Genomic DNA, 17,098 nt, shown 5'->3' with positions numbered 1-17,098 from the left:
GGGGCCCGGCCCCTCCACGTGGAAGGGCCGGGCCCGGTGCGTGCCGCCGAGCGGGGCGGTTACTTGAGCCTGGTGCCCGCGGAGCGCAGGTCCTGGCAGGCCTCGAGGACGCGGGCCGCCATTCCGCCCTCGGCCAGCTTGCCCCAGCTGCGCGGGTCGTAGGTCTTCTTGTCGCCGACCTCGCCGTCGATCTTCAGCACGCCGTCGTAGTTGCGGAACATGTGGTCCGCGACGGGGCGGGTGAAGGCGTACTGCGTGTCGGTGTCGATGTTCATCTTGACCACGCCGTTCTCCAGCGCGGTGGCGATCTCCTCCTTGGTGGAACCGGAGCCGCCGTGGAAGACGAAGTTGAACGGGTCCTGCTTGCCGAACTTGGCGGCGACGCCCTCCGCGAGCTCCTTCAGCAGCTCGGGGCGGAGCACGACGTTGCCCGGCTTGTAGACACCGTGGACGTTGCCGAAGGAGGCGGCGAGCAGGTAGCGGCCCTTCTCGCCCAGACCGAGCGCCTCGGCGGTGCGGATGGCGTCCTCGACCGTGGTGTAGAGCTTGTCGTTGATCTCGTGGGTGACGCCGTCCTCCTCGCCGCCGGTGGGGGTGATCTCCACCTCGAGGATGATCTTCGCCTTGGCGGCCTCGGCCAGCAGCTCCTGGGCGATGGCCAGGTTGTGGTCGAGGGTCTCGGCGGAGCCGTCCCACATGTGCGACTGGAACAGCGGGTTGCGGCCGGCCGCCACACGCTCCTGGGAGATCGCCAGCAGCGGGCGCACGTAGCCGTCCAGCTTGTCCTTCGGGCAGTGGTCGGTGTGCAGCGCGATGTTGACGGGGTACTTCTCGGCGACGACGTGCGCGAACTCGGCCAGCGCCACCGAACCGGTGACCATGTCCTTCTTGTACTGGCCACCGAGGAACTCCGCGCCGCCCGTCGAGATCTGGACGATGCCGTCGCTCTCCGCCTCCGCGAATCCGCGCAGCGCGGCGTGCAGGGTCTGGGTCGAGGTCACGTTGATGGCCGGGTAGGCGAACTTGCCGGCCTTCGCCCGGTCGAGCATCTCGTTGTAGATCTCGGGGGTTGCGATGGGCATGTGTCCGCTCCTTGTGATGTGCGGGTTGTTCGGTGAGTGACCCTGACCTGGGATCGACGTCATCGTCGACCCCATCTTGGCAGACTCGCGCGAGAGCTCCACACACTGCGCACCACGGACATACCTCAGGGGTGAAGGGTTTCACGTGAAACCCTTCACCCCTGAGGAAAAGCGCAGGTCAGACAACCAGTCAGCCCAGGTCGAGATCGTCCAGACCGAACGCGCGGACGTACGGAAGACCCGCCTCCGCGATGGCCGGTGCGGCACCCCGCTCGACGATCACGGCGACGGCCACGACCTCGGCCCCGGCCTCGCGCGCGGCCTCCACCGCGGTCAGCGGCGAGCCGCCCGTGGTCGAGGTGTCCTCGACGACCAGCACCCGGCGGCCCTTGATGTCCGGACCCTCGATGCGCCGCTGCATTCCGTGCGCCTTCTGCGCCTTGCGCACCACGAAGGCGTCCAGCCTGCGGCCGCGGGCCGCGGCGGCGTGCAGCATCGAGGTGGCGACCGGGTCGGCGCCCAGGGTGAGACCGCCGACGGCGTCGAAGTCCAGGTCGGCGGTGACGTCGAGCATCACCTGGCCCACCAGCGGAGCGGCTTCGGCGTCCAGCGTGATCCGGCGCAGGTCGATGTAGTAGTCGGCCTCGAGACCCGAGGAGAGGGTCACCTTGCCGTGCACCACGGCCTTGTCCTTGATCTGCTGCAGCAGGGCATCACGCGCGTCGCTCATGGGTCACGAGCCTAGCCCAGCGACTCCCAGGCCCAGGTCGCGCGGATCTCCAGCGGATCGATCGGGGTGACCAGGCGCGGCGCGGTGTTCAGCCCGTTGGGGGGACCCGACTGCGGCTCCACGCAGACGGCCGGGGGCTGTTCGTCGTAGACGACCACCCACTCGGCGGGGCTGGTGATCCGCAGCCGCAGCTCGTCCGGCCAGGTCAGGGTGACGTCCACGCCGTCCGGCATGCCGAAGCAGTCGTCCCAGGGGCGGGGCTTCGGCTCCACCCGGCGGCCGGTGGGCAGGTGGTCGTCGCCGCGCTCCTCCATCCAGCCGGGGGTGAAGTCGATCAGGGCGTCCTGCCCGCCCCGGCCGAGATTGCGCAGGAACCAGGGGTGCCAGCCGGCCTGGGCCGGGAAGGAGTCGTCCGTGGTCTCCACGCTCATCGTGAGGTCGAGGCGGTCCTCGGACAGCTCGAAGCGCTGGCTGACCCGGCCCTTGTACGGCCAGGGCTCGGCCAGGTCGTAGTAGAAGCAGGCGCTGCCGCCGGTGGTGCCCGGGGCCGTGTGCCACGCGACGTGCCGGCCGGTGCCATGGATGGCGTGCGGGCCCGCGTCGCGCGGCATCTGGTGCAGCACCCCGCCGTTGCGGAACTGCCCGTCCCTGGTGCGGCCGCACCACGGGACCATGGGGAAGGAACCGAAGTTGGGGCCCTGCCGCAGCAGCTCGACGCCGCCGACCGTCAGCGAGCCGACACGGCAGCCGAGATCCGGAAGGATCGTCAGCCGCGCCGGTCCGGCTTCGAGTTGGACAGCGTGCTCGTCGTCTCGCCCGTCAGGGGTCTCATCCGTGGCCACGGTGAGACCCTACGGGAACGAACGCCTGCGCCGCCGCAGCACCCGCCCCGCGACCACGGCGGACAGCAGCAGAGCCGCCGCGGCCGGCGCGTAGCGGCGCAGAGAGGCGGTCGCGGCACCGCTCTGCGGTGCGGGCACCGGGGCGTAGCGGCCGCGCGGCGGGGCGTGGTCGACCTCCTCGGCGCTCCGGCCGATCAGGGTGCGGCGGGCGTGCGCGGCCTCGGCGGGCAGGTCGATCCCGGCCGGGTCCTCGGGGATCGCGGCCGCCGTGCCGCCCGCGGGCGGCACCTCCCCGGCGGCCTCGCCGTCCGCGTCCTCCGGCTCGGGAAGTCCCTGCAGGTCCTGCAGCTCCTGGGCGTCGTGCCCGGCGAACTCGTCGAGCTGGGCGGGCAGGTCGTCGGTGAGGTCCTCGACGGTGTCCTCCGCGAAGGGCTCGACGGGGGAGTCGACGGAGGCGTCGGCGGGGGGCTCGGACGCCCCGGCCGGGGCATGCTCCTCCAGGTCGGAGGTGAGCGCGGCGACGAAACGGTCCAGCAGGCGGTGGCCGGCCGCGGTGACCGTCGCCTCGTCGTGGTCGGCGAGCCGCCCGTCGGCCTGCACGGAGCCGGTGACGGTGAGCAGCGCACCGCCCGACACGCCGTCCACCCCGAGCTCCAGCGCCAGCTTGACCGTGCCAGCGCCGCGCGCCTCCACCGCCTCGCCCTCCACGGTGAGCCCGCCGCCGCGCGGCACCAGCCGCAGCGTGCCGCGGTAGGTGATGGTCGAGCCGCCGATCCTGAGCCTCAGCCGGCCGGCGAGCCCGTCCTCGGCGCCGGCGTCGCGCTGGAGGCCGGGCACGCAGCGGGCCACGCGCTCCAGATCGGCGAGGGACCGGCGAATGGTTTCGGCCGGAAACGGAACGAACACCTCATGCGGCTCCATGCCGCGAGCCTAATCCGCCGGGCGGCCCTTCGGTGCCCTTTCACCGCCGGTTCGCCCTCACCCGGAGCGCGGATGCATCAGTGTCGACGGGGGCAGGTCCCGCAGCGGGGCACGCGCGGCGCGCCGGGCCGCCGAGGCGAGCGCCGCGGGGGACAGCGACCGCGGCCGCGGCGCGTCCGCGGCGAGCCACAGCGCCGGGGCCCGGAGCGGGGCGGCGAGGACGAAGCCCCAGTCCTCGTCCCCGCGGCCGGTGCCGATCCAGTAGTCGGCGGTGCGCAGTCCGGCCGCGCGTACGCTCGCGTCGACCGTCCAGAAGCCGCGCCGGTCGGCACCCGGTGCGCCCGCGTGCACCGCGAGCCGGCCGCCCGGAGCGAGCGCGCGCCGGACCAGTCCGTAGAACTCCTGCGAGTACAGCTTCGCGCTGCGCGAGATCCCCGGGTCGGGGAGGTCGGCGAGCACGACGTCGTATCCGCCGGGCGGCCGCGGCGGCCGCTCCCGCCGCAGCCAGTCGAAGACGTCGGCGGCGGCCACCCGGACCCGGGGGTCGCGGTAGGCGTGCCGGTTGAGCCGGGCCAGCGCGGGATCGTCGCGTGCCAGGGCGACCAGCCGGGCGTCGGGGTCCACGAGGGTCACCGAGCCGACCCCCCGGTGGCGCAGCACCTCGCGCAGCGCCAGGCCGTCACCGCCGCCGAGGATCAGCACCCGGCGGTGCCGCCCCGTCATCGCGGGGTGCACCAGTGCCTCGTGGTACCGGTACTCGTCCCGGCCGCGCACCCGCAGCCGGCCGTCGAGGAAGAGCTGCAGCGGCGCCGCGGTGAGCACGACCTCCTGGACCCCGGTCTGTTCGGCGAGCCGTACGTCACCGCCGTACACCGCCTGCCGGGCGGCCCGCTCGAAGGGCCCGGCCGCCCAGGCCGCGCCCGCGAGCACCGCGAGGACGACGACGTCGGCGGCGAGCAGCCGGGCGCGGGCCCGGGGCGTGATGTCACCGCGGAAGAGCCACAGCACGATGGCGCCGCCCGCCACGGCGTTGACCGCGCCCGTGACGAGCGCACCGGTCAGCTGGCCGTAGCAGGGGAGCAGGAGGAAGGGGAACGCGAGGCCGCCGACCAGCGCGCCCACGTAGTCCGCGGCGAAGAGGTCGGCGACGGCGCCGCCCGCGTCCTGCCGCCGGATCCGCTGGATCAGCGTCATCAGCAGCGGGATCTCGGCGCCGATGAGCACACCGATGACGAAGGCGAAGACCGCCATCGCGGGCCGCGACTGGCCGAACCAGGCGAAGCTCGCGTACAGCGCCATCACCGAGAGCCCGCCGACCAGCGCCAGCGCGATCTCGACGGCGGCGAAGCCGATGGCCGGCGCGCAACTGAGCCGCTTGGCCAGCAGCGAGCCGACGCCCATGGCGAAGACCATCACGGACAGCACGATCGAGGCCTGGGTCACGGAGTCGCCGACCAGGTACGAGCCGAGGGCGACCAGTTCGAGTTCGTACACCAGGCCGCAGGCGGCGCAGACGAAGACCGCGGCCAGGACCAGCGCCCTGGCCGCGGCCGGCGGGACGGGGAACCGCGACCGGCGCAAGCGCGGGGCGGCCCTGGCCGTACGGGAGGCGGACTGGTCGATCATGACTGAACGCTATGTCAGGTTTTGCCGGTCCACGTCACCCACAGGGGTGCAATTCGTGTCACGTCGGCGGCGCGTTGACGCCGTGCCGGGCGCTTGCGTACCACCGCGCTCACGGGTGCGCGCTGAGGGTCGAACGGGTCGCCACCAGCCGTCCTTCCTGGGGGTACGCGTGCCAGGTGCGCCACAGGACGCTGCCGCCGCGGTACTGCAGCAGCATCGCGGTGAAGGCCAGCGGATCACCCGGGAAGGTCCCCGCCAGGCCGTTGGGGTGATCGGCCACCAGGGCGAGCAGCTCCTGCGCCCGCCCGGCGAAGCACCCGCGGGAGAGCGTCTCGATCCGTGCCGCGAACTCGTAGTCCCAGCCGGCGATCCGCCGCGCCACGCCGAACGGCAGGGGCGCGCTGCTGCCCGGCATGCAGGCGACGGTCTCCGAGCAGCGGCCGCGCGGCGAGTCCAGGATGACCTGGTGGGAGGCGCCGAGCAGCCGCAACTGGACCTGCACGCGGGGCGCGGCGGGCACGGCGGGCACGGCGGGCACGGCAGCGGTGCCGGGTAGCTCGCGGTCGAGCACGGCGAGCGCCGGCAGTTCGTCCTTCCCCAGACACCAGGCCAGGTCGCCGGCGCGGGTGTCGGTGTAGGCGGTCTGAAGCGTGGTGAGCATGAAGTCGGCTCCGCAGGCACATCGCGAGCAAGCGAGGGAAGGTCACGGGCATCGGGGGAGGACACGCCGACCCGCGCCTGTGAGGGAGGACGTCCGTCGGCTCGTGCCCACGGGGGGTCGGTGAATACGCAATCATGAATGGCGCGTCGCCTTCAGCGTTTTTACCCATCTCCACCCGCTTTACATCCCCAAGGGCATCCCCAAGGGCCCGGACGGGTTCAGGTGTTCACTACAAATGCGCCCGACGGGTGAACAACCCGCCGGGCGCATATGCGATTCGGCACGGGCAATACGCAATTTCGTATCGTCAGCTTCCGCCGCCGCAGCCACCGCCCCCACCGCACGAGCTGCCGCCTCCGCCGCACGAGCTCCCGCCGCCGCAGGAGTGGTGGCCTCCCCCGTGGTGGCCACCGCCTCCCCCGTCCCCGGAACCCGAGTCCCCCGCCCACCAGCTCATCCCGCCCCCGGCCTCGGCCCCAGCCACGCCGGAGCCGCGCGAACGCCGCCGCTGGTGGCCGCGGCCGGTGTTCCACGCCACCAGGACGAGCAGCCCTATCGCGCCGAAGACCAGCAGAATGATGAAGGCCTCCATCGTTCCCACCCCCGTTTTCCTTGCTTTCCGTTGTGCGACGGTGATGCCCCCGCCGTCCGGGGCCGAAAGCAAAGTTGAGGAAGTCCAGAGGTTCGGCGGAGGATAGCGGTCATGACCTCCTCGCGACCCCCGCTCAACCGCGCACTCGCCGAGTTCGGGACCACGATCTTCGCCGAGATGTCCGCCCTCGCCCTCCGTACCGGTGCGATCAATCTGGGCCAGGGCTTCCCGGACACGGACGGTCCGGAGGAGGTACGCGAGGCCGCCGTACGCGCGCTGCGCGACGGCCGCGGCAACCAGTACCCGCCCGGGCCCGGTGTGCCCGAACTGCGGCAGGCCGTCGCCGAGCACCAGTCGCGCTTCCACGGGCTCGGCTTCGACCCCGACACCGAGGTGCTGGTCACCGCGGGCGCCACCGAGGCCATCGCGGCCGCCATGCTCGGGCTGCTGGAACCCGGGGACGAGGTGATCGCCTTCGAGCCCTTCTACGACTCGTACGCCGCCTGCATCGCCATGGCCGGCGCCCGGCGCGTCCCGCTCACCCTGCGCGCGCCGTCCTTCCGCCCCGACCTGGACGCCCTGCGCGCGGCGGTCACCCCGCGGACCCGGCTGCTGCTGCTGAACAGCCCGCACAACCCGACCGGCATGGTCCTGACCCGCGAGGAGCTGGCGGCCATCGCAGAGCTGGCCGTCGAACGCGACCTGATCGTGGTCACCGACGAGGTCTACGAGCACCTGACGTACGGGGTCGAGCACGTGCCGCTCGCGTCCTTCCCGGGGATGCGCGACCGCACGGTCACCATCTCGAGCTCGGGCAAGACGTTCTCGTTCACCGGCTGGAAGGTCGGCTGGGTGACGGCCGCCCCCGCCCTGGTCAGCGCGGTGCGGGCGGCCAAGCAGTACCTGACGTACGTGAGCGCGGGCCCGTTCCAGTACGCCGTGGCCGAGGCGCTCCGGCTGCCCGACGCCTACTACCGGGACTTCCGCGAGGACCTGCGGCGCAAGCGGGACCTGCTCTCCGACGGCCTGGAGCAGGCCGGGTTCCGGGTCTTCCGCCCGGAGGGCACGTACTTCGTGACCACCGACATCCGCCCGCTCGACGAGAAGGACGGCCTGGCGTTCTGCCGGGCGCTGCCCGAACGCTGCGGGGTCGTCGCGGTGCCCAACGTGATCTTCTACGACGACGCGGAGGAGGGCCGCAGCCTGGTGCGCTTCGCCTTCTGCAAGCGCGAGGACGTGCTGCGGGAGAGCGTGGAGCGGCTGCGCCGGCTCTGAGGCCGCGCGGGGAGCGGAACACGGCAGCCCGCCCGCGCACGCCCGCCGGGCGGCGGTCGCGTGGCGGACGGGCTGCCCCGATGCGGTCGTTGCGCGCCCGTGCGGGGCGGGATCAGTCCTCGCCGTCGTCGTCCGTGGACTCCGCGTCCTTCTCCAGGCCGAGGGCCTCGAGGATCCACTTCTCGAACTCGATGGAGGCCCGGACCCAGCTGACGGTGCTGGAGACGAAGTGCTCCAGACCGACGCCGAGGCCGATCAGCATCTGGGCCTCGCCGATCAGACGGACCGTGCCGTCGTCGTGAGTGTGGGTGTAGACCTTCGGCCACAGGGTGCGGCGGTTCCAGTCGTCGAGCGCCTCGTGCAGCTGAGGCTTGTCCTCGATGCTGTACGGCCGGTCGTAGAAGGTGCGGACCGCGAAGATCTGCTGGTCCTCCTCACCTCGGAACATGAAATAGGTGCGGAACTCCTCCCACGGCGCGGCGAGGTCACCCTCCTCGTCGACGACGTACTTGAGCTCCATCTGCTCCAGCAGCTGCTTGACCAGATCCTGGTCAGGAATGACCACGTTCCCGGCAGAGCCGGGCTGGGGGTCCGGCTGGCCCCCGAAATTCGGAATCGAGGACGGGTCGATGCTCACCTTGGAGTTCCCTTCGTACGGATACCCCCATCCTCCCTCACGGCGGGCCGCTCCGTGCAAGCGCGGCCCGCCGTAGCCCGTTAGCGTGGGATTCGCGCGGGAGGACTCAGAGGGTCTTGCCGGTGGTGGCGCCCACCAGCAGCCGGTCGCCGGCCCGGTCGACCCGCACCGTGTCGCCGTCCCTGACCTCGCCGGCCAGGATCTCCCTGGCCAGCTGGTCGCCGATGGCGGTCTGCACCAGGCGGCGCAGCGGACGGGCTCCGTAGGCGGGGTCGTTGCCCTCCTCGGCGAGCCAGTCCAGGGCCCCGTCGGTGACGTCGAGGGCGATCCGCCGGTCGCGCAGCCGGACCGCGAGGCGGTCGGTCTGCAGTCGGGCGATGCGGCGCAGCTCGTCCTTGTTCAGGGCGCTGAAGACCACGATGTCGTCGAGCCGGTTGAGGAACTCGGGCTTGAAGGACGCCCGCACCGTCTCCAGCACGCTCTCCTTCTTCTGCTCGTCGCCGAGCACCGGGTCGACCAGGTACTGGCTGCCGAGATTGGAGGTGAGGATGAGGATGGCGTTGCGGAAGTCGACCGTACGGCCCTGCCCGTCGGTGAGCCGGCCGTCGTCGAGCACCTGGAGCAGGACGTCGAAGACCTCAGGGTGGGCCTTCTCCACCTCGTCCAGCAGCACCACGGAGTACGGGCGGCGGCGCACCGCCTCGGTCAGCTGACCGCCCTCCTCGTAACCGACGTAGCCGGGCGGGGCACCGACCAGGCGGGCGACGGAGTGCTTCTCCCCGTACTCGCTCATGTCGATGCGGACCATGGCCCGCTCGTCGTCGAAGAGGAAGTCCGCCAGCGCCTTGGCCAGCTCGGTCTTGCCGACGCCGGTCGGGCCGAGGAAGAGGAACGAACCGGTCGGACGGTCGGGGTCCGCGATGCCCGAGCGCGAGCGGCGCACCGCGTCGGACACCGAGCGCACGGCCTCGGACTGGCCGATCAGGCGCTTGCCGAGCTCCTCCTCCATACGCAGCAGCTTCTGGGTCTCGCCCTCCATCAGGCGGCCGGCCGGGATACCGGTCCAGGCGGCGACCACGTCGGCCACGTCGTCCGGCCCGACCTCCTCCTTGACCATGGTGCCCCGCTTGGCCACCTCCTCGGCCTCGGTGGCCTCGGCGAGCTCCTCCTCCAGCTTCGGCTTCTCGCCGTACAGCAGCTTGGAGGCGGCCTCGAAGTCGCCGTCGCGCTGGGCGCGCTCGATCCGGGTCGTCAGGTCGTCCAGGCGCTCCTTGAGCTCGCCGACCCGGTTCAGGCCCTCCTTCTCCTTCTGCCAGCGGGCGGTCAGAGCGCGCAGCTCCTCGTCCTTGTCGGCGAGGTCCTTGCGCAGCTTCTCCAGGCGCTGCTTGGAGGCCTCGTCGGTCTCCTTGTCCAGCGCCATCTCCTCCATGCGCAGACGGTCGACGGAGCGCTGCAGCTCGTCGATCTCGACCGGCGAGGAGTCGATCTCCATGCGCAGCCGCGAGGCGGCCTCGTCGACCAGGTCGATGGCCTTGTCGGGCAGGAAGCGGGCGGTGATGTAGCGGTCGGAGAGCGTCGCCGCCGCGACCAGGGCGGCGTCGGCGATCTGCACCTTGTGGTGTGCCTCGTAGCGCCCCTTCAGACCGCGCAGGATCGCGATGGTGTCCTCGACGCTGGGCTCGGCCACCAGCACCTGCTGGAAGCGGCGCTCCAGGGCCGGGTCCTTCTCGATCCGCTCGCGGTACTCGTCGAGGGTGGTCGCGCCGACCATGCGCAGCTCGCCGCGCGCCAGCATCGGCTTGAGCATGTTGCCCGCGTCCATGGCGGAGTCGCCGCCGGCGCCCGCGCCGACGACGGTGTGCAGCTCGTCGATGAAGGTGATGATCCGGCCGTCGCTCGCCTTGATCTCCGCGAGCACGGCCTTGAGCCGCTCCTCGAACTCGCCGCGGTACTTGGCGCCCGCGACCATCGCGCCCAGGTCGAGGGCGACCAGGCGCTTGTTGCGCAGGCTCTCGGGCACGTCGCCCTTGACGATGCGCTGCGCCAGTCCCTCGACGACGGCGGTCTTGCCGACGCCGGGCTCACCGATGAGCACCGGGTTGTTCTTGGTTCGCCGCGAGAGCACCTGCACCACGCGCCGGATCTCGTTGTCCCGGCCGATCACCGGGTCGAGCTTGCCCTCGCGGGCCGCCGCGGTGAAGTCCGTGCCGTACTTCTCCAGCGCCTTGTACGTGCCCTCGGGGTCGGGTGTCGTCACGCGCTGACCTCCCCTGATCTGCTCGAAGGCGTCCTGCAGCCCGCTGCCGGTCGCACCGTTGTGGTTCAGCAGCTCACCGGCGGCTCCGCCCTTGAGGGCGATGCCGATGAGCAGGTGCTCGGTGGACACGTACGCGTCCCCGAGTTCCTTCGCCCGCGCCGCCGCGTCGGCGATCACGGCGAGCAGTTCGCGGTTCGCCTGCGGCGGCGCCACCGTGCTGCCCTGCACGCTGGGCAGCCCGCCCAGCAGCCGCTCGGCGCCGGAGCGCACCGCCGCGGCGTCCGCGCCGCTCGCCGCGAGGACGTCCAGCACGCTGTCGTTCTCCGGCTGCTCCAGCAGCGCCAGCAGCAGGTGCGCGGGGGTCAGATCCGCATGCCCGGCCGAGACCGCCTTGCTGTTGGCGGCGTTCAGGGCCTCCCGGCTCTTGTTGGTCAGCTCGGTGTCCACGTCCGCCTACTCCTCCTTCTCGACCTCACCATCGAAGCTGCTTTTTCCAGCGTAAGACAAGTTGAGTCTATTCCACTCAAGGTTGGTTTTCCAAGGCGCGCCCGCCATCCGGCCCACGCTTGGGCGGAAAGGCCACCCACCGGTGTCGGCCACACGTGCGAGCATCCTCCGGGAGGGGGTCTCCACCGTCCTTACGCATCAGGGCGGCCCAGGCCGCGGCCATGACCGTTAACGTCGGCGCGACCTTCCTCGTGCTGCCCGCGGGGGCCGCCCACGCGGCCACCCCTGCTCCACCGGGGTCCGGGTCGCGTCGACCACGCGAACGCCACCTTCAATGGCACCCCGAGGAAAACCGCCTGCGACACCTCGAGCGACGAGAACCACGACCCCGCCGGCGCCACCCGCTCTCACCTCGACGGCACCCGCAAGATCGACCTTTGGGGCCGGGGGCGCGGCCACGAGGTGACGTAACCTCGCGAACATGGCCATCGACCCCCGCAGCCCCGACCCCGGCTACCTCGCCTTCTGGCGGGAGTACCTCATGAGCACCCTCACCACGCACCGCCTCGACGGCACCCCGCACGTCGTGCCGGTGGGCGTGACGTACGACCCGGAGGCCGGACTGGCCCGGGTGATCACCAACAAGGCGAGCCGCAAGGTGGCCAACGTGCTGGCGGCCGGGCCGGAGGGCGCCCGGGTCGCGCTGTGCCAGGTCGACAAGGGGCGGTGGGCGACGCTGGAGGGCGTGGCCCGGATCAACACCGACCCGGACGCCGTCGCCGACGCGGTGCGGCGCTACGCCGAGCGCTACGGCCGCACCCCCGCCCCCAACCCGGACCGCGTCGTCGTCGAGATCGCGCTGACCCGCGCCATGGGCCGCGCCTGAGCCTCATCCGCCCCGTCGATCCCGTCCCGCAAACACCCCTGCGTGCTGCATGATTGACGCTCCGGCAGATTCGGACGACGTACGGCTACGGGGAGGTGCCCGGCTGTGGCACGGGTTGTGGGAATCGATCTGGGCACGACGTACTCCGCGGTCGCGGTGGCGGACCGGACCGGGACCGCGTCCATCGTCCGCAACCGCGAGGGCGAGAACATCACCCCCTCCGTGGTGATGTTCCAGGGCGACGTCGTCGTCGTCGGCTCGCAGGCCAAGCGCTCCGCGGCCACCGCCCCGGACCATGTGGTGCAGTTCGTCAAGCGCTACATGGGCGAGCCCACCCCCGTCTACACCTCGGAGTCGGGCACCCCCTTCCGCCCCGAGGAGATCTCCGCGCTGATCCTCAAGCGGCTCAAGGAGGACGCCGAGATGATGCTCGGCGAGCCCGTCGAGCGCGCCGTGATCACCGTCCCCGCCTACTTCGACGACGCGCGCCGCAAGGCCACCCAGGACGCCGGCCGGATCGCCGGCCTGGAGGTGCTGCGGATCGTCAACGAGCCGACCGCCGCCGCCCTCGCGTATGGCCTCGACCAGGACGAGGGCGAGCGGGTCGGCACCGTCCTCGTCTACGACCTGGGCGGCGGCACCTTCGACGTCACCGTGATGAAGGTCGAGGACGGCGAGTACGACGTCGTCGCCACCGACGGCGACCGCAACCTCGGCGGATTCGACTGGGACGGGGCGCTGATGGAGCACCTCAACGGCGCCTTCATGGCGGCCGGCGGCCCCGACCTCACCGACGACACCGCCACCCTGGCCGAACTGCGCGACAAGGCGGAGATCGCCAAGCGCACCCTGTCCAACGCCCCGCAGGCGGTCGTCATGCTCTCGGCCGGCGGCCGGCACGAGCAGATCCGCATCACCCGCGAGAAGTTCGACGAGCTCACCGCGGAACTGCTGGACCGCACCCGCATCCTCACCGAGGGTGTGCTGGAGGAGTCCGGCCTCACCTGGGACGACATCGACAAGGTGCTGCTCGTCGGCGGCTCCACGCGGATGCCGCAGGTCCCGGCCCTGGTCGGGCGGCTGTCCGGGAAGAGCGCGGAACGCGGCGTCAACCAGGACGAGGTCGTGGCCCTGGGGGCCGCGCTGATCGCCCTGGACGCGGAGGTCCGCGCCGAACAGGCCGCCGAGCGCAAGAAGTACATCGGCAGCGGCGCGCACGTGGAGTCCGCCCCCGGCGACGGCCTCGCGCGGCTCACCAAGGGCAGGGTGAAGTCCATCAAGGACGTCACCTCGCAGTCCCTCGGCATGGTCGCCGTCCACGACGACGCCCCGCGTTCGCCGGAGTACAACGCGGTGATCATCCCGCACAACACCACGGTGCCCGCGAAGGAGAGCGAGACCTTCTACACGGTCCGCGAGCGCCAGGCCGCGCTGCGGGTGCAGGTCACCGAGGGCGAGGGCGAGGACCTGGACTACGTGAAGGTCGTCGGCGAGAGCACCCTGAGGATCCCGCCGTACCCCAGGGGCGCGCCCTTCGAGGTGTACTACGCCTACGACGTGGACGGCATCATCCACGTCGAGGTCAAGGACCTCACCTCGGGCGAGTGGCTCGGCGAGTTCGAGGTCGAGCGCCCGGACAACCTGGGCGGCGAGGAGCTGGAGGAACTCAGCGACCGCGTGTCCCGCACCGCGGCCCTCTGACCGGAGCGGGAGCCGACACGCCATGACCACGACGGACGTGCCCGACTACTACGCCGAGTTCGGCATCGGCACCGGCGACAGTGCCGAGGAGATCGGCAGGAAACTCGACCGCGAGCACCGCAGCTGGGCGGGGAAGGCGAGCAAGGCCCCCACCTCCGACAAGCGCCGCGAGGCCGAGGACAAGGTGCGGCGCGTGCTGGAGGCCCGCAAGGCGCTCACCGACCCCTCCGCGCGCGCCCTGTACGACCAGCGGCTGGCACGCTCCCGCAAGAAGGCGCCGGAGCCCCGGGAGCCCAGGGGCCCCCGGCCCGCCCCCGGCGGCACCGTGCGCGACTGGGTGGGCATCGCCGAGCGGAACATCGCCGACGGCGACCTCCAGGCCGCCGAGTACGAGTTGCGGCAGGCCGTGCACCATGACGACCGCAACGCCTACGCCTGGCGGCTGCTTGGCGCCGTCCACCAGGACCTCGGCGCGTACCAGGACGCCCTCCAGGAGCACCGCAGGGCGCTCCAGCTGGCCCCGGACGACGCCGCGAACCACGTCCTGATCGGAAACGTCCACACCGCGCTCGGCGACCACCACACGGCCCTGACCTGGTACATGAAGGCCGACGAGCTGTCCCCGGGCGACCTCGCGACCGAGCTCGCCGTCGGTGACGGCCTGTATGCCTCCTCCCGCTTCGACGAGGCGCTGACCTGGTACGAGAAGGCCCTCGCGCACAGCCCCGGCCACACCGGGCTGCGCGACCAGATCAGCCGCATCTGGTCGCTGCGCGCCGAGGGCGCGATGATCACGCACCCGGTCAGCCGCCGGCTGGTCGTCGCCTCCGAGGAGGCCGCCCGGCGCATCCTGCACTGCGTCGACCAGGGCCTGGCCGTACGCCCGGCGGACCCGGACCTGGTGGGGCGGCTGGAGTTCTACCGGGGACTGGCCGCCGAGTCGCTGGGCAAGACCTGGCGGTGGCACAAGAGCATGCTCTGGGTCCTCGTCCCGGCCGTCGTGGTGCCGCTCACGCCGGCCAGGCCCTATGCCGTCTTCGTGGCGCTCGCCGCCCTCGCACTCGTCGCGTGGATCGGCTTCCGGCCGCGCTGGTGGCACACCCGCGCCTCGCTCCCCCGGAACCTCCTCACCCCGCCGCAGCAGTCCTGGAGCCGCGCATGAGCATCCCGCCGCCGCAGCCGCCGCAGCCGCCGCTGGTCCCGCCCGTGCCGCCCGTGGCTCCGCCGGGGGCACCGCCCCTGCCGGAGATGCCGCCGCCCCCCGCACCGCCGGTGCCGCCGGCACCGCGGGAGGAGACCGGCGCGGACTCCGTCCCGCAGGGCGCGGACGAGCCCGCGTCCGACCCGTTCGCGGTGGTGGCCGACGCCGTCGACGGGCTGCGCGAGGAGATGGCCGCGCTCGGCGACCAGTTCCGCCGCCGGCTGCTCAACGACCGCGAGGGGCGGCGCGGTCTGGACGAGCTGCGCGCCGAACTCGACCACACCCGCAGGGCCGCCGAGGGCCGGCTGGCGCAGCCGCTCCTCTACGACCTCGTCCTGCTCCTGGACCGCGTCGACCGCCACCTCGGCCTCGACGGCGGCTTCGCCGACTCGGTCGGCGCCGAGCTGCTGACCCTCCTGGAGAAGTACGGCATGACCAGGATCCCGGTCACCGCCGGGCGCTTCGACCCCGCCCTCCAGGAGGCCGTGGGCACCGTCCCCGCGCCCCGCCCGGAGCTCGCCGGGGACGTCGCCGAGGTCGTACGGCACGGCTACCGCATGGGGGACCGCGTCGTCCGCCCCCAGCAGGTCCGCGTGCACGCGCCCGCGTGACCGGGGGAACGAGCAGCGAGCACCGGGCCGAGCACCCGAGGGAGCCCCGCATTGCCCAGGACCACTCAGTTGCGGACGTACACCATCAAGCCGGAGATGCTCGACGCCTGGCTCGGCCTGTGGCACGCGGAGATCGTGCCGCTGCGCCGTGCTTACGGCTTCGAGATCGGCCAGGCCTGGGTGGACCGCGAACACAGCCGGTTCGTCTGGCTGATCGCCTACGACGGCGAGGACGGCTTCGCCGCGGCCAACACCCGGTACTGGAACAGCCCCGAACGCGAACGGATGCCGCTGCAGCCCGAGGACTACCTCGTCGGCAGTGAGGTCCGCGACGTCGAACCCGCCTGAGCCGCCGCCCACATCGCGGCCGCCACCCACACCGGCAGCCACGCGGTCGCCACCAGGGCCCCAGCCCCGGCCGCCGCACCCGCGACGCCGATCCCCCGGCGCCGCGCCCACACGGACCCTGCGCCGCCCACCACCAGCAGAGCCGCCACCACCGGGACCGGCACCAGCCCCGCGTACCGCGGCACGCCCACGTCGCCGTACGCCGCGACGCCCACGCTCACCAGGACCAGCGCCATCAGGCCGGCGATCCACCACGGCCCCTCCCGCCGCGCGGCCAGCCGCAGCCCGGCCCACATCGCCACGGTCGCCAGCCCCACGTCCAGCCCCTCGGCGCCCCAGCGCGCGCCGAGCGGCATCGCACCGGCCACCATTCCCACGGCCAGTCCCGCCACGATCCCCGCTCCGACGCCCTTGTGCGGCATACGGAGCGTCTTCCCCACCACGCGCCCCACACGCACGCCCCGCCACGGGAGCCCACCTTTTCGGCGGACGCGGGACCGGGCCGGCACCGCGCGGCACGGCCTGATCACGAGCAACCGAATCGACTTGGCACGGGTGTTCGGGTCCTGCCAGGATTCGGCTCCTCAGGGAGGGATCTTTGACCACATCCATACGCGCCGCCCCCGGCCCTGGTCTCCGGCCTGACCGTCGTGCCGACCGAGTACGGGGTGCGCCTGCACTGGGACCCCAACACCGAGCCGGACCTCGCCCGTCACACGGTCTACCGCGGTGAGGTGTACGAGGACGAGGAAGAGCGGGTCTGCCTCGCCTCCGCGGTCGAGTGGCTGAGCCCGGGCACCACGGAGTACTTCGCCGAGCGGCTGCCCGACGGCGAGGAGGGCTGCTACTTCGTCGACGCCACGGACACCTCGGGCAACTCCCTGTTCCTGTCGGAACGCGAGACGAATGTGGTGGAGTTCAAGGAACTCGACCTCACCCCGTCCGTCGGGACCCCCGAGGGCTCCCCGGTCGGCTTGACCGCGCACGCCGTCAGCGACGGCGTGCGGCTCGGATGGAACGACGTGGCCGACGCCGTCGGTTACCTCGTCTACCGCTGGGACCTCGACACCGGCCGCTACGAGGGCGTCACCCCGGAGCCGGTCACCGGCACCGCCTGGACCGACACCACCGCCGCCCGCGGCACCACCCACCGCTACTGGGTGCGCGCCGTGTACGCGGACGGAACGGAGTCGCTGCCCGGCGGGGGCCACGCGATCCTGACGCCGTGACGTCCTGGGACGACCGGGAAAGGGCGGGCCTTGCGATTTTCGCAAGCCCTGC

At 72.3% G+C, this 17,098-nt stretch carries 17 protein-coding genes; 7 read left to right on the top strand and 10 right to left on the bottom strand.

Going from position 1 to position 17,098, the window contains the following annotated elements:
* Nucleotides 1-59 precede the first annotated feature (59 nt).
* The 7 genes from fbaA to PV342_RS16515 form a co-directional block, all read right to left on the bottom strand.
* Nucleotides 60-1,082, bottom strand: coding sequence for a class II fructose-bisphosphate aldolase (gene fbaA / locus PV342_RS16545; protein WP_018558371.1), 1,023 nt, complete (start codon nucleotides 1,080-1,082; stop codon nucleotides 60-62).
* A gap of 190 nt (nucleotides 1,083-1,272) precedes the next feature.
* Nucleotides 1,273-1,812, bottom strand: coding sequence for an orotate phosphoribosyltransferase (pyrE, locus tag PV342_RS16540; protein ID WP_037731532.1), 540 nt, complete (start codon nucleotides 1,810-1,812; stop codon nucleotides 1,273-1,275).
* Nucleotides 1,813-1,823: 11 nt separating this feature from the next.
* Nucleotides 1,824-2,654: an aldose epimerase family protein gene (locus tag PV342_RS16535; protein WP_392604387.1), complete on the bottom strand. Its 831-nt coding sequence runs from the start codon at nucleotides 2,652-2,654 to the stop codon at nucleotides 1,824-1,826.
* A gap of 9 nt (nucleotides 2,655-2,663) precedes the next feature.
* Complete coding sequence (locus PV342_RS16530; protein ID WP_500317649.1) at nucleotides 2,664-3,575, bottom strand: SRPBCC domain-containing protein; 912 nt, start codon at nucleotides 3,573-3,575, stop codon at nucleotides 2,664-2,666.
* A 57-nt stretch (nucleotides 3,576-3,632) separates the two neighbouring features.
* The gene (locus PV342_RS16525; RefSeq protein WP_500317647.1) at nucleotides 3,633-5,201 is read right to left on the bottom strand and encodes a polyamine aminopropyltransferase; all 1,569 of its coding nucleotides are present in this window, start codon (nucleotides 5,199-5,201) and stop codon (nucleotides 3,633-3,635) included.
* Between the two features lie 109 nt (nucleotides 5,202-5,310).
* Nucleotides 5,311-5,862 carry a DUF2617 family protein gene (locus PV342_RS16520; RefSeq protein ID WP_400805249.1) on the bottom strand — a complete coding sequence of 184 codons (552 nt, stop codon included), beginning with the start codon at nucleotides 5,860-5,862 and terminating at the stop codon, nucleotides 5,311-5,313.
* 307 nt (nucleotides 5,863-6,169) lie between these two features.
* Nucleotides 6,170-6,454, bottom strand: a complete 285-nt coding sequence (locus PV342_RS16515) for a hypothetical protein (RefSeq protein ID WP_400805385.1) — start codon at nucleotides 6,452-6,454, stop codon at nucleotides 6,170-6,172.
* A 111-nt stretch (nucleotides 6,455-6,565) separates the two neighbouring features.
* On the opposite strand from PV342_RS16515, the gene PV342_RS16510 reads away from it, so the two are divergent.
* The gene (locus PV342_RS16510) at nucleotides 6,566-7,729 is read left to right on the top strand and encodes a pyridoxal phosphate-dependent aminotransferase (RefSeq protein ID WP_018558364.1); all 1,164 of its coding nucleotides are present in this window, start codon (nucleotides 6,566-6,568) and stop codon (nucleotides 7,727-7,729) included.
* A 112-nt stretch (nucleotides 7,730-7,841) separates the two neighbouring features.
* Here PV342_RS16510 and PV342_RS16505 read toward each other — a convergent pair whose 3' ends face one another.
* A complete protein-coding gene (locus tag PV342_RS16505; protein WP_026250857.1) occupies nucleotides 7,842-8,366 on the bottom strand; it encodes a type III secretion system chaperone family protein in 525 nt (174 codons plus the stop codon).
* Nucleotides 8,367-8,472: 106 nt separating this feature from the next.
* The gene (gene clpB, locus PV342_RS16500; RefSeq protein ID WP_361000072.1) at nucleotides 8,473-11,070 is read right to left on the bottom strand and encodes an ATP-dependent chaperone ClpB; all 2,598 of its coding nucleotides are present in this window, start codon (nucleotides 11,068-11,070) and stop codon (nucleotides 8,473-8,475) included.
* Nucleotides 11,071-11,551: 481 nt separating this feature from the next.
* Between clpB and PV342_RS16495 the strand changes: the two genes are divergently transcribed.
* The 5 genes from PV342_RS16495 to PV342_RS16475 all read left to right on the top strand — a co-directional run bounded on the left by PV342_RS16495 (nucleotide 11,552) and on the right by PV342_RS16475 (nucleotide 15,817).
* Nucleotides 11,552-11,956, top strand: a complete 405-nt coding sequence (locus PV342_RS16495; RefSeq protein ID WP_018558361.1) for a pyridoxamine 5'-phosphate oxidase family protein — start codon at nucleotides 11,552-11,554, stop codon at nucleotides 11,954-11,956.
* Nucleotides 11,957-12,061: 105 nt separating this feature from the next.
* On the top strand, nucleotides 12,062-13,657 hold the full coding sequence (locus PV342_RS16490) for an Hsp70 family protein (protein ID WP_400805234.1): 1,596 nt from the start codon (nucleotides 12,062-12,064) through the stop codon (nucleotides 13,655-13,657).
* A 22-nt stretch (nucleotides 13,658-13,679) separates the two neighbouring features.
* Nucleotides 13,680-14,819, top strand: coding sequence for a tetratricopeptide repeat protein (locus PV342_RS16485; RefSeq protein WP_500317644.1), 1,140 nt, complete (start codon nucleotides 13,680-13,682; stop codon nucleotides 14,817-14,819).
* The gene (gene grpE / locus PV342_RS16480; protein WP_500317642.1) at nucleotides 14,816-15,469 is read left to right on the top strand and encodes a nucleotide exchange factor GrpE; all 654 of its coding nucleotides are present in this window, start codon (nucleotides 14,816-14,818) and stop codon (nucleotides 15,467-15,469) included. The genes PV342_RS16485 and grpE overlap by 4 nt, the downstream gene beginning before the upstream one ends.
* Before the next feature lie 51 nt (nucleotides 15,470-15,520).
* Nucleotides 15,521-15,817, top strand: coding sequence for an NIPSNAP family protein (locus tag PV342_RS16475; protein WP_361000085.1), 297 nt, complete (start codon nucleotides 15,521-15,523; stop codon nucleotides 15,815-15,817).
* On the opposite strand, the gene PV342_RS16470 is transcribed toward PV342_RS16475, so the two are convergent.
* Nucleotides 15,775-16,257, bottom strand: a complete 483-nt coding sequence (locus tag PV342_RS16470) for a hypothetical protein (protein WP_400805229.1) — start codon at nucleotides 16,255-16,257, stop codon at nucleotides 15,775-15,777. The genes PV342_RS16475 and PV342_RS16470 overlap by 43 nt on opposite strands.
* A 210-nt stretch (nucleotides 16,258-16,467) precedes the next feature.
* On the opposite strand from PV342_RS16470, the gene PV342_RS16465 reads away from it, so the two are divergent.
* Entirely contained in the window at nucleotides 16,468-17,046 is a 579-nt protein-coding gene (locus tag PV342_RS16465; protein ID WP_400805227.1) for a fibronectin type III domain-containing protein, read from the top strand.
* Nucleotides 17,047-17,098: the final 52 nt, after the last annotated feature.

Origin of the sequence: Streptomyces sp. PA03-3a (assembly GCF_033792735.1) — a bacterium.
In the GTDB taxonomy this organism is placed as follows: domain Bacteria; phylum Actinomycetota; class Actinomycetes; order Streptomycetales; family Streptomycetaceae; genus Actinacidiphila.
This window is presented reverse-complemented; position numbering and strand designations above follow the sequence as displayed.

Excerpts from the sequence above, each read along its gene's own strand:
- PV342_RS16495 (WP_018558361.1), top strand. The coding sequence starts at position 11,552 with ATGGCCATCGACCCCCGCAGCCCCGACCCCGGCTACCTCGCCTTCTGG.
- fbaA (WP_018558371.1), bottom strand. The coding sequence starts at position 1,082 with ATGCCCATCGCAACCCCCGAGATCTACAACGAGATGCTCGACCGGGCG.
- PV342_RS16530 (WP_500317649.1), bottom strand. The coding sequence starts at position 3,575 with ATGGAGCCGCATGAGGTGTTCGTTCCGTTTCCGGCCGAAACCATTCGC.
- PV342_RS16525 (WP_500317647.1), bottom strand. The coding sequence starts at position 5,201 with ATGATCGACCAGTCCGCCTCCCGTACGGCCAGGGCCGCCCCGCGCTTG.
- PV342_RS16515 (WP_400805385.1), bottom strand. The coding sequence starts at position 6,454 with ATGGAGGCCTTCATCATTCTGCTGGTCTTCGGCGCGATAGGGCTGCTC.
- PV342_RS16520 (WP_400805249.1), bottom strand. The coding sequence starts at position 5,862 with ATGCTCACCACGCTTCAGACCGCCTACACCGACACCCGCGCCGGCGAC.
- PV342_RS16510 (WP_018558364.1), top strand. The coding sequence starts at position 6,566 with ATGACCTCCTCGCGACCCCCGCTCAACCGCGCACTCGCCGAGTTCGGG.
- PV342_RS16485 (WP_500317644.1), top strand. The coding sequence starts at position 13,680 with ATGACCACGACGGACGTGCCCGACTACTACGCCGAGTTCGGCATCGGC.
- pyrE (WP_037731532.1), bottom strand. The coding sequence starts at position 1,812 with ATGAGCGACGCGCGTGATGCCCTGCTGCAGCAGATCAAGGACAAGGCC.
- grpE (WP_500317642.1), top strand. The coding sequence starts at position 14,816 with ATGAGCATCCCGCCGCCGCAGCCGCCGCAGCCGCCGCTGGTCCCGCCC.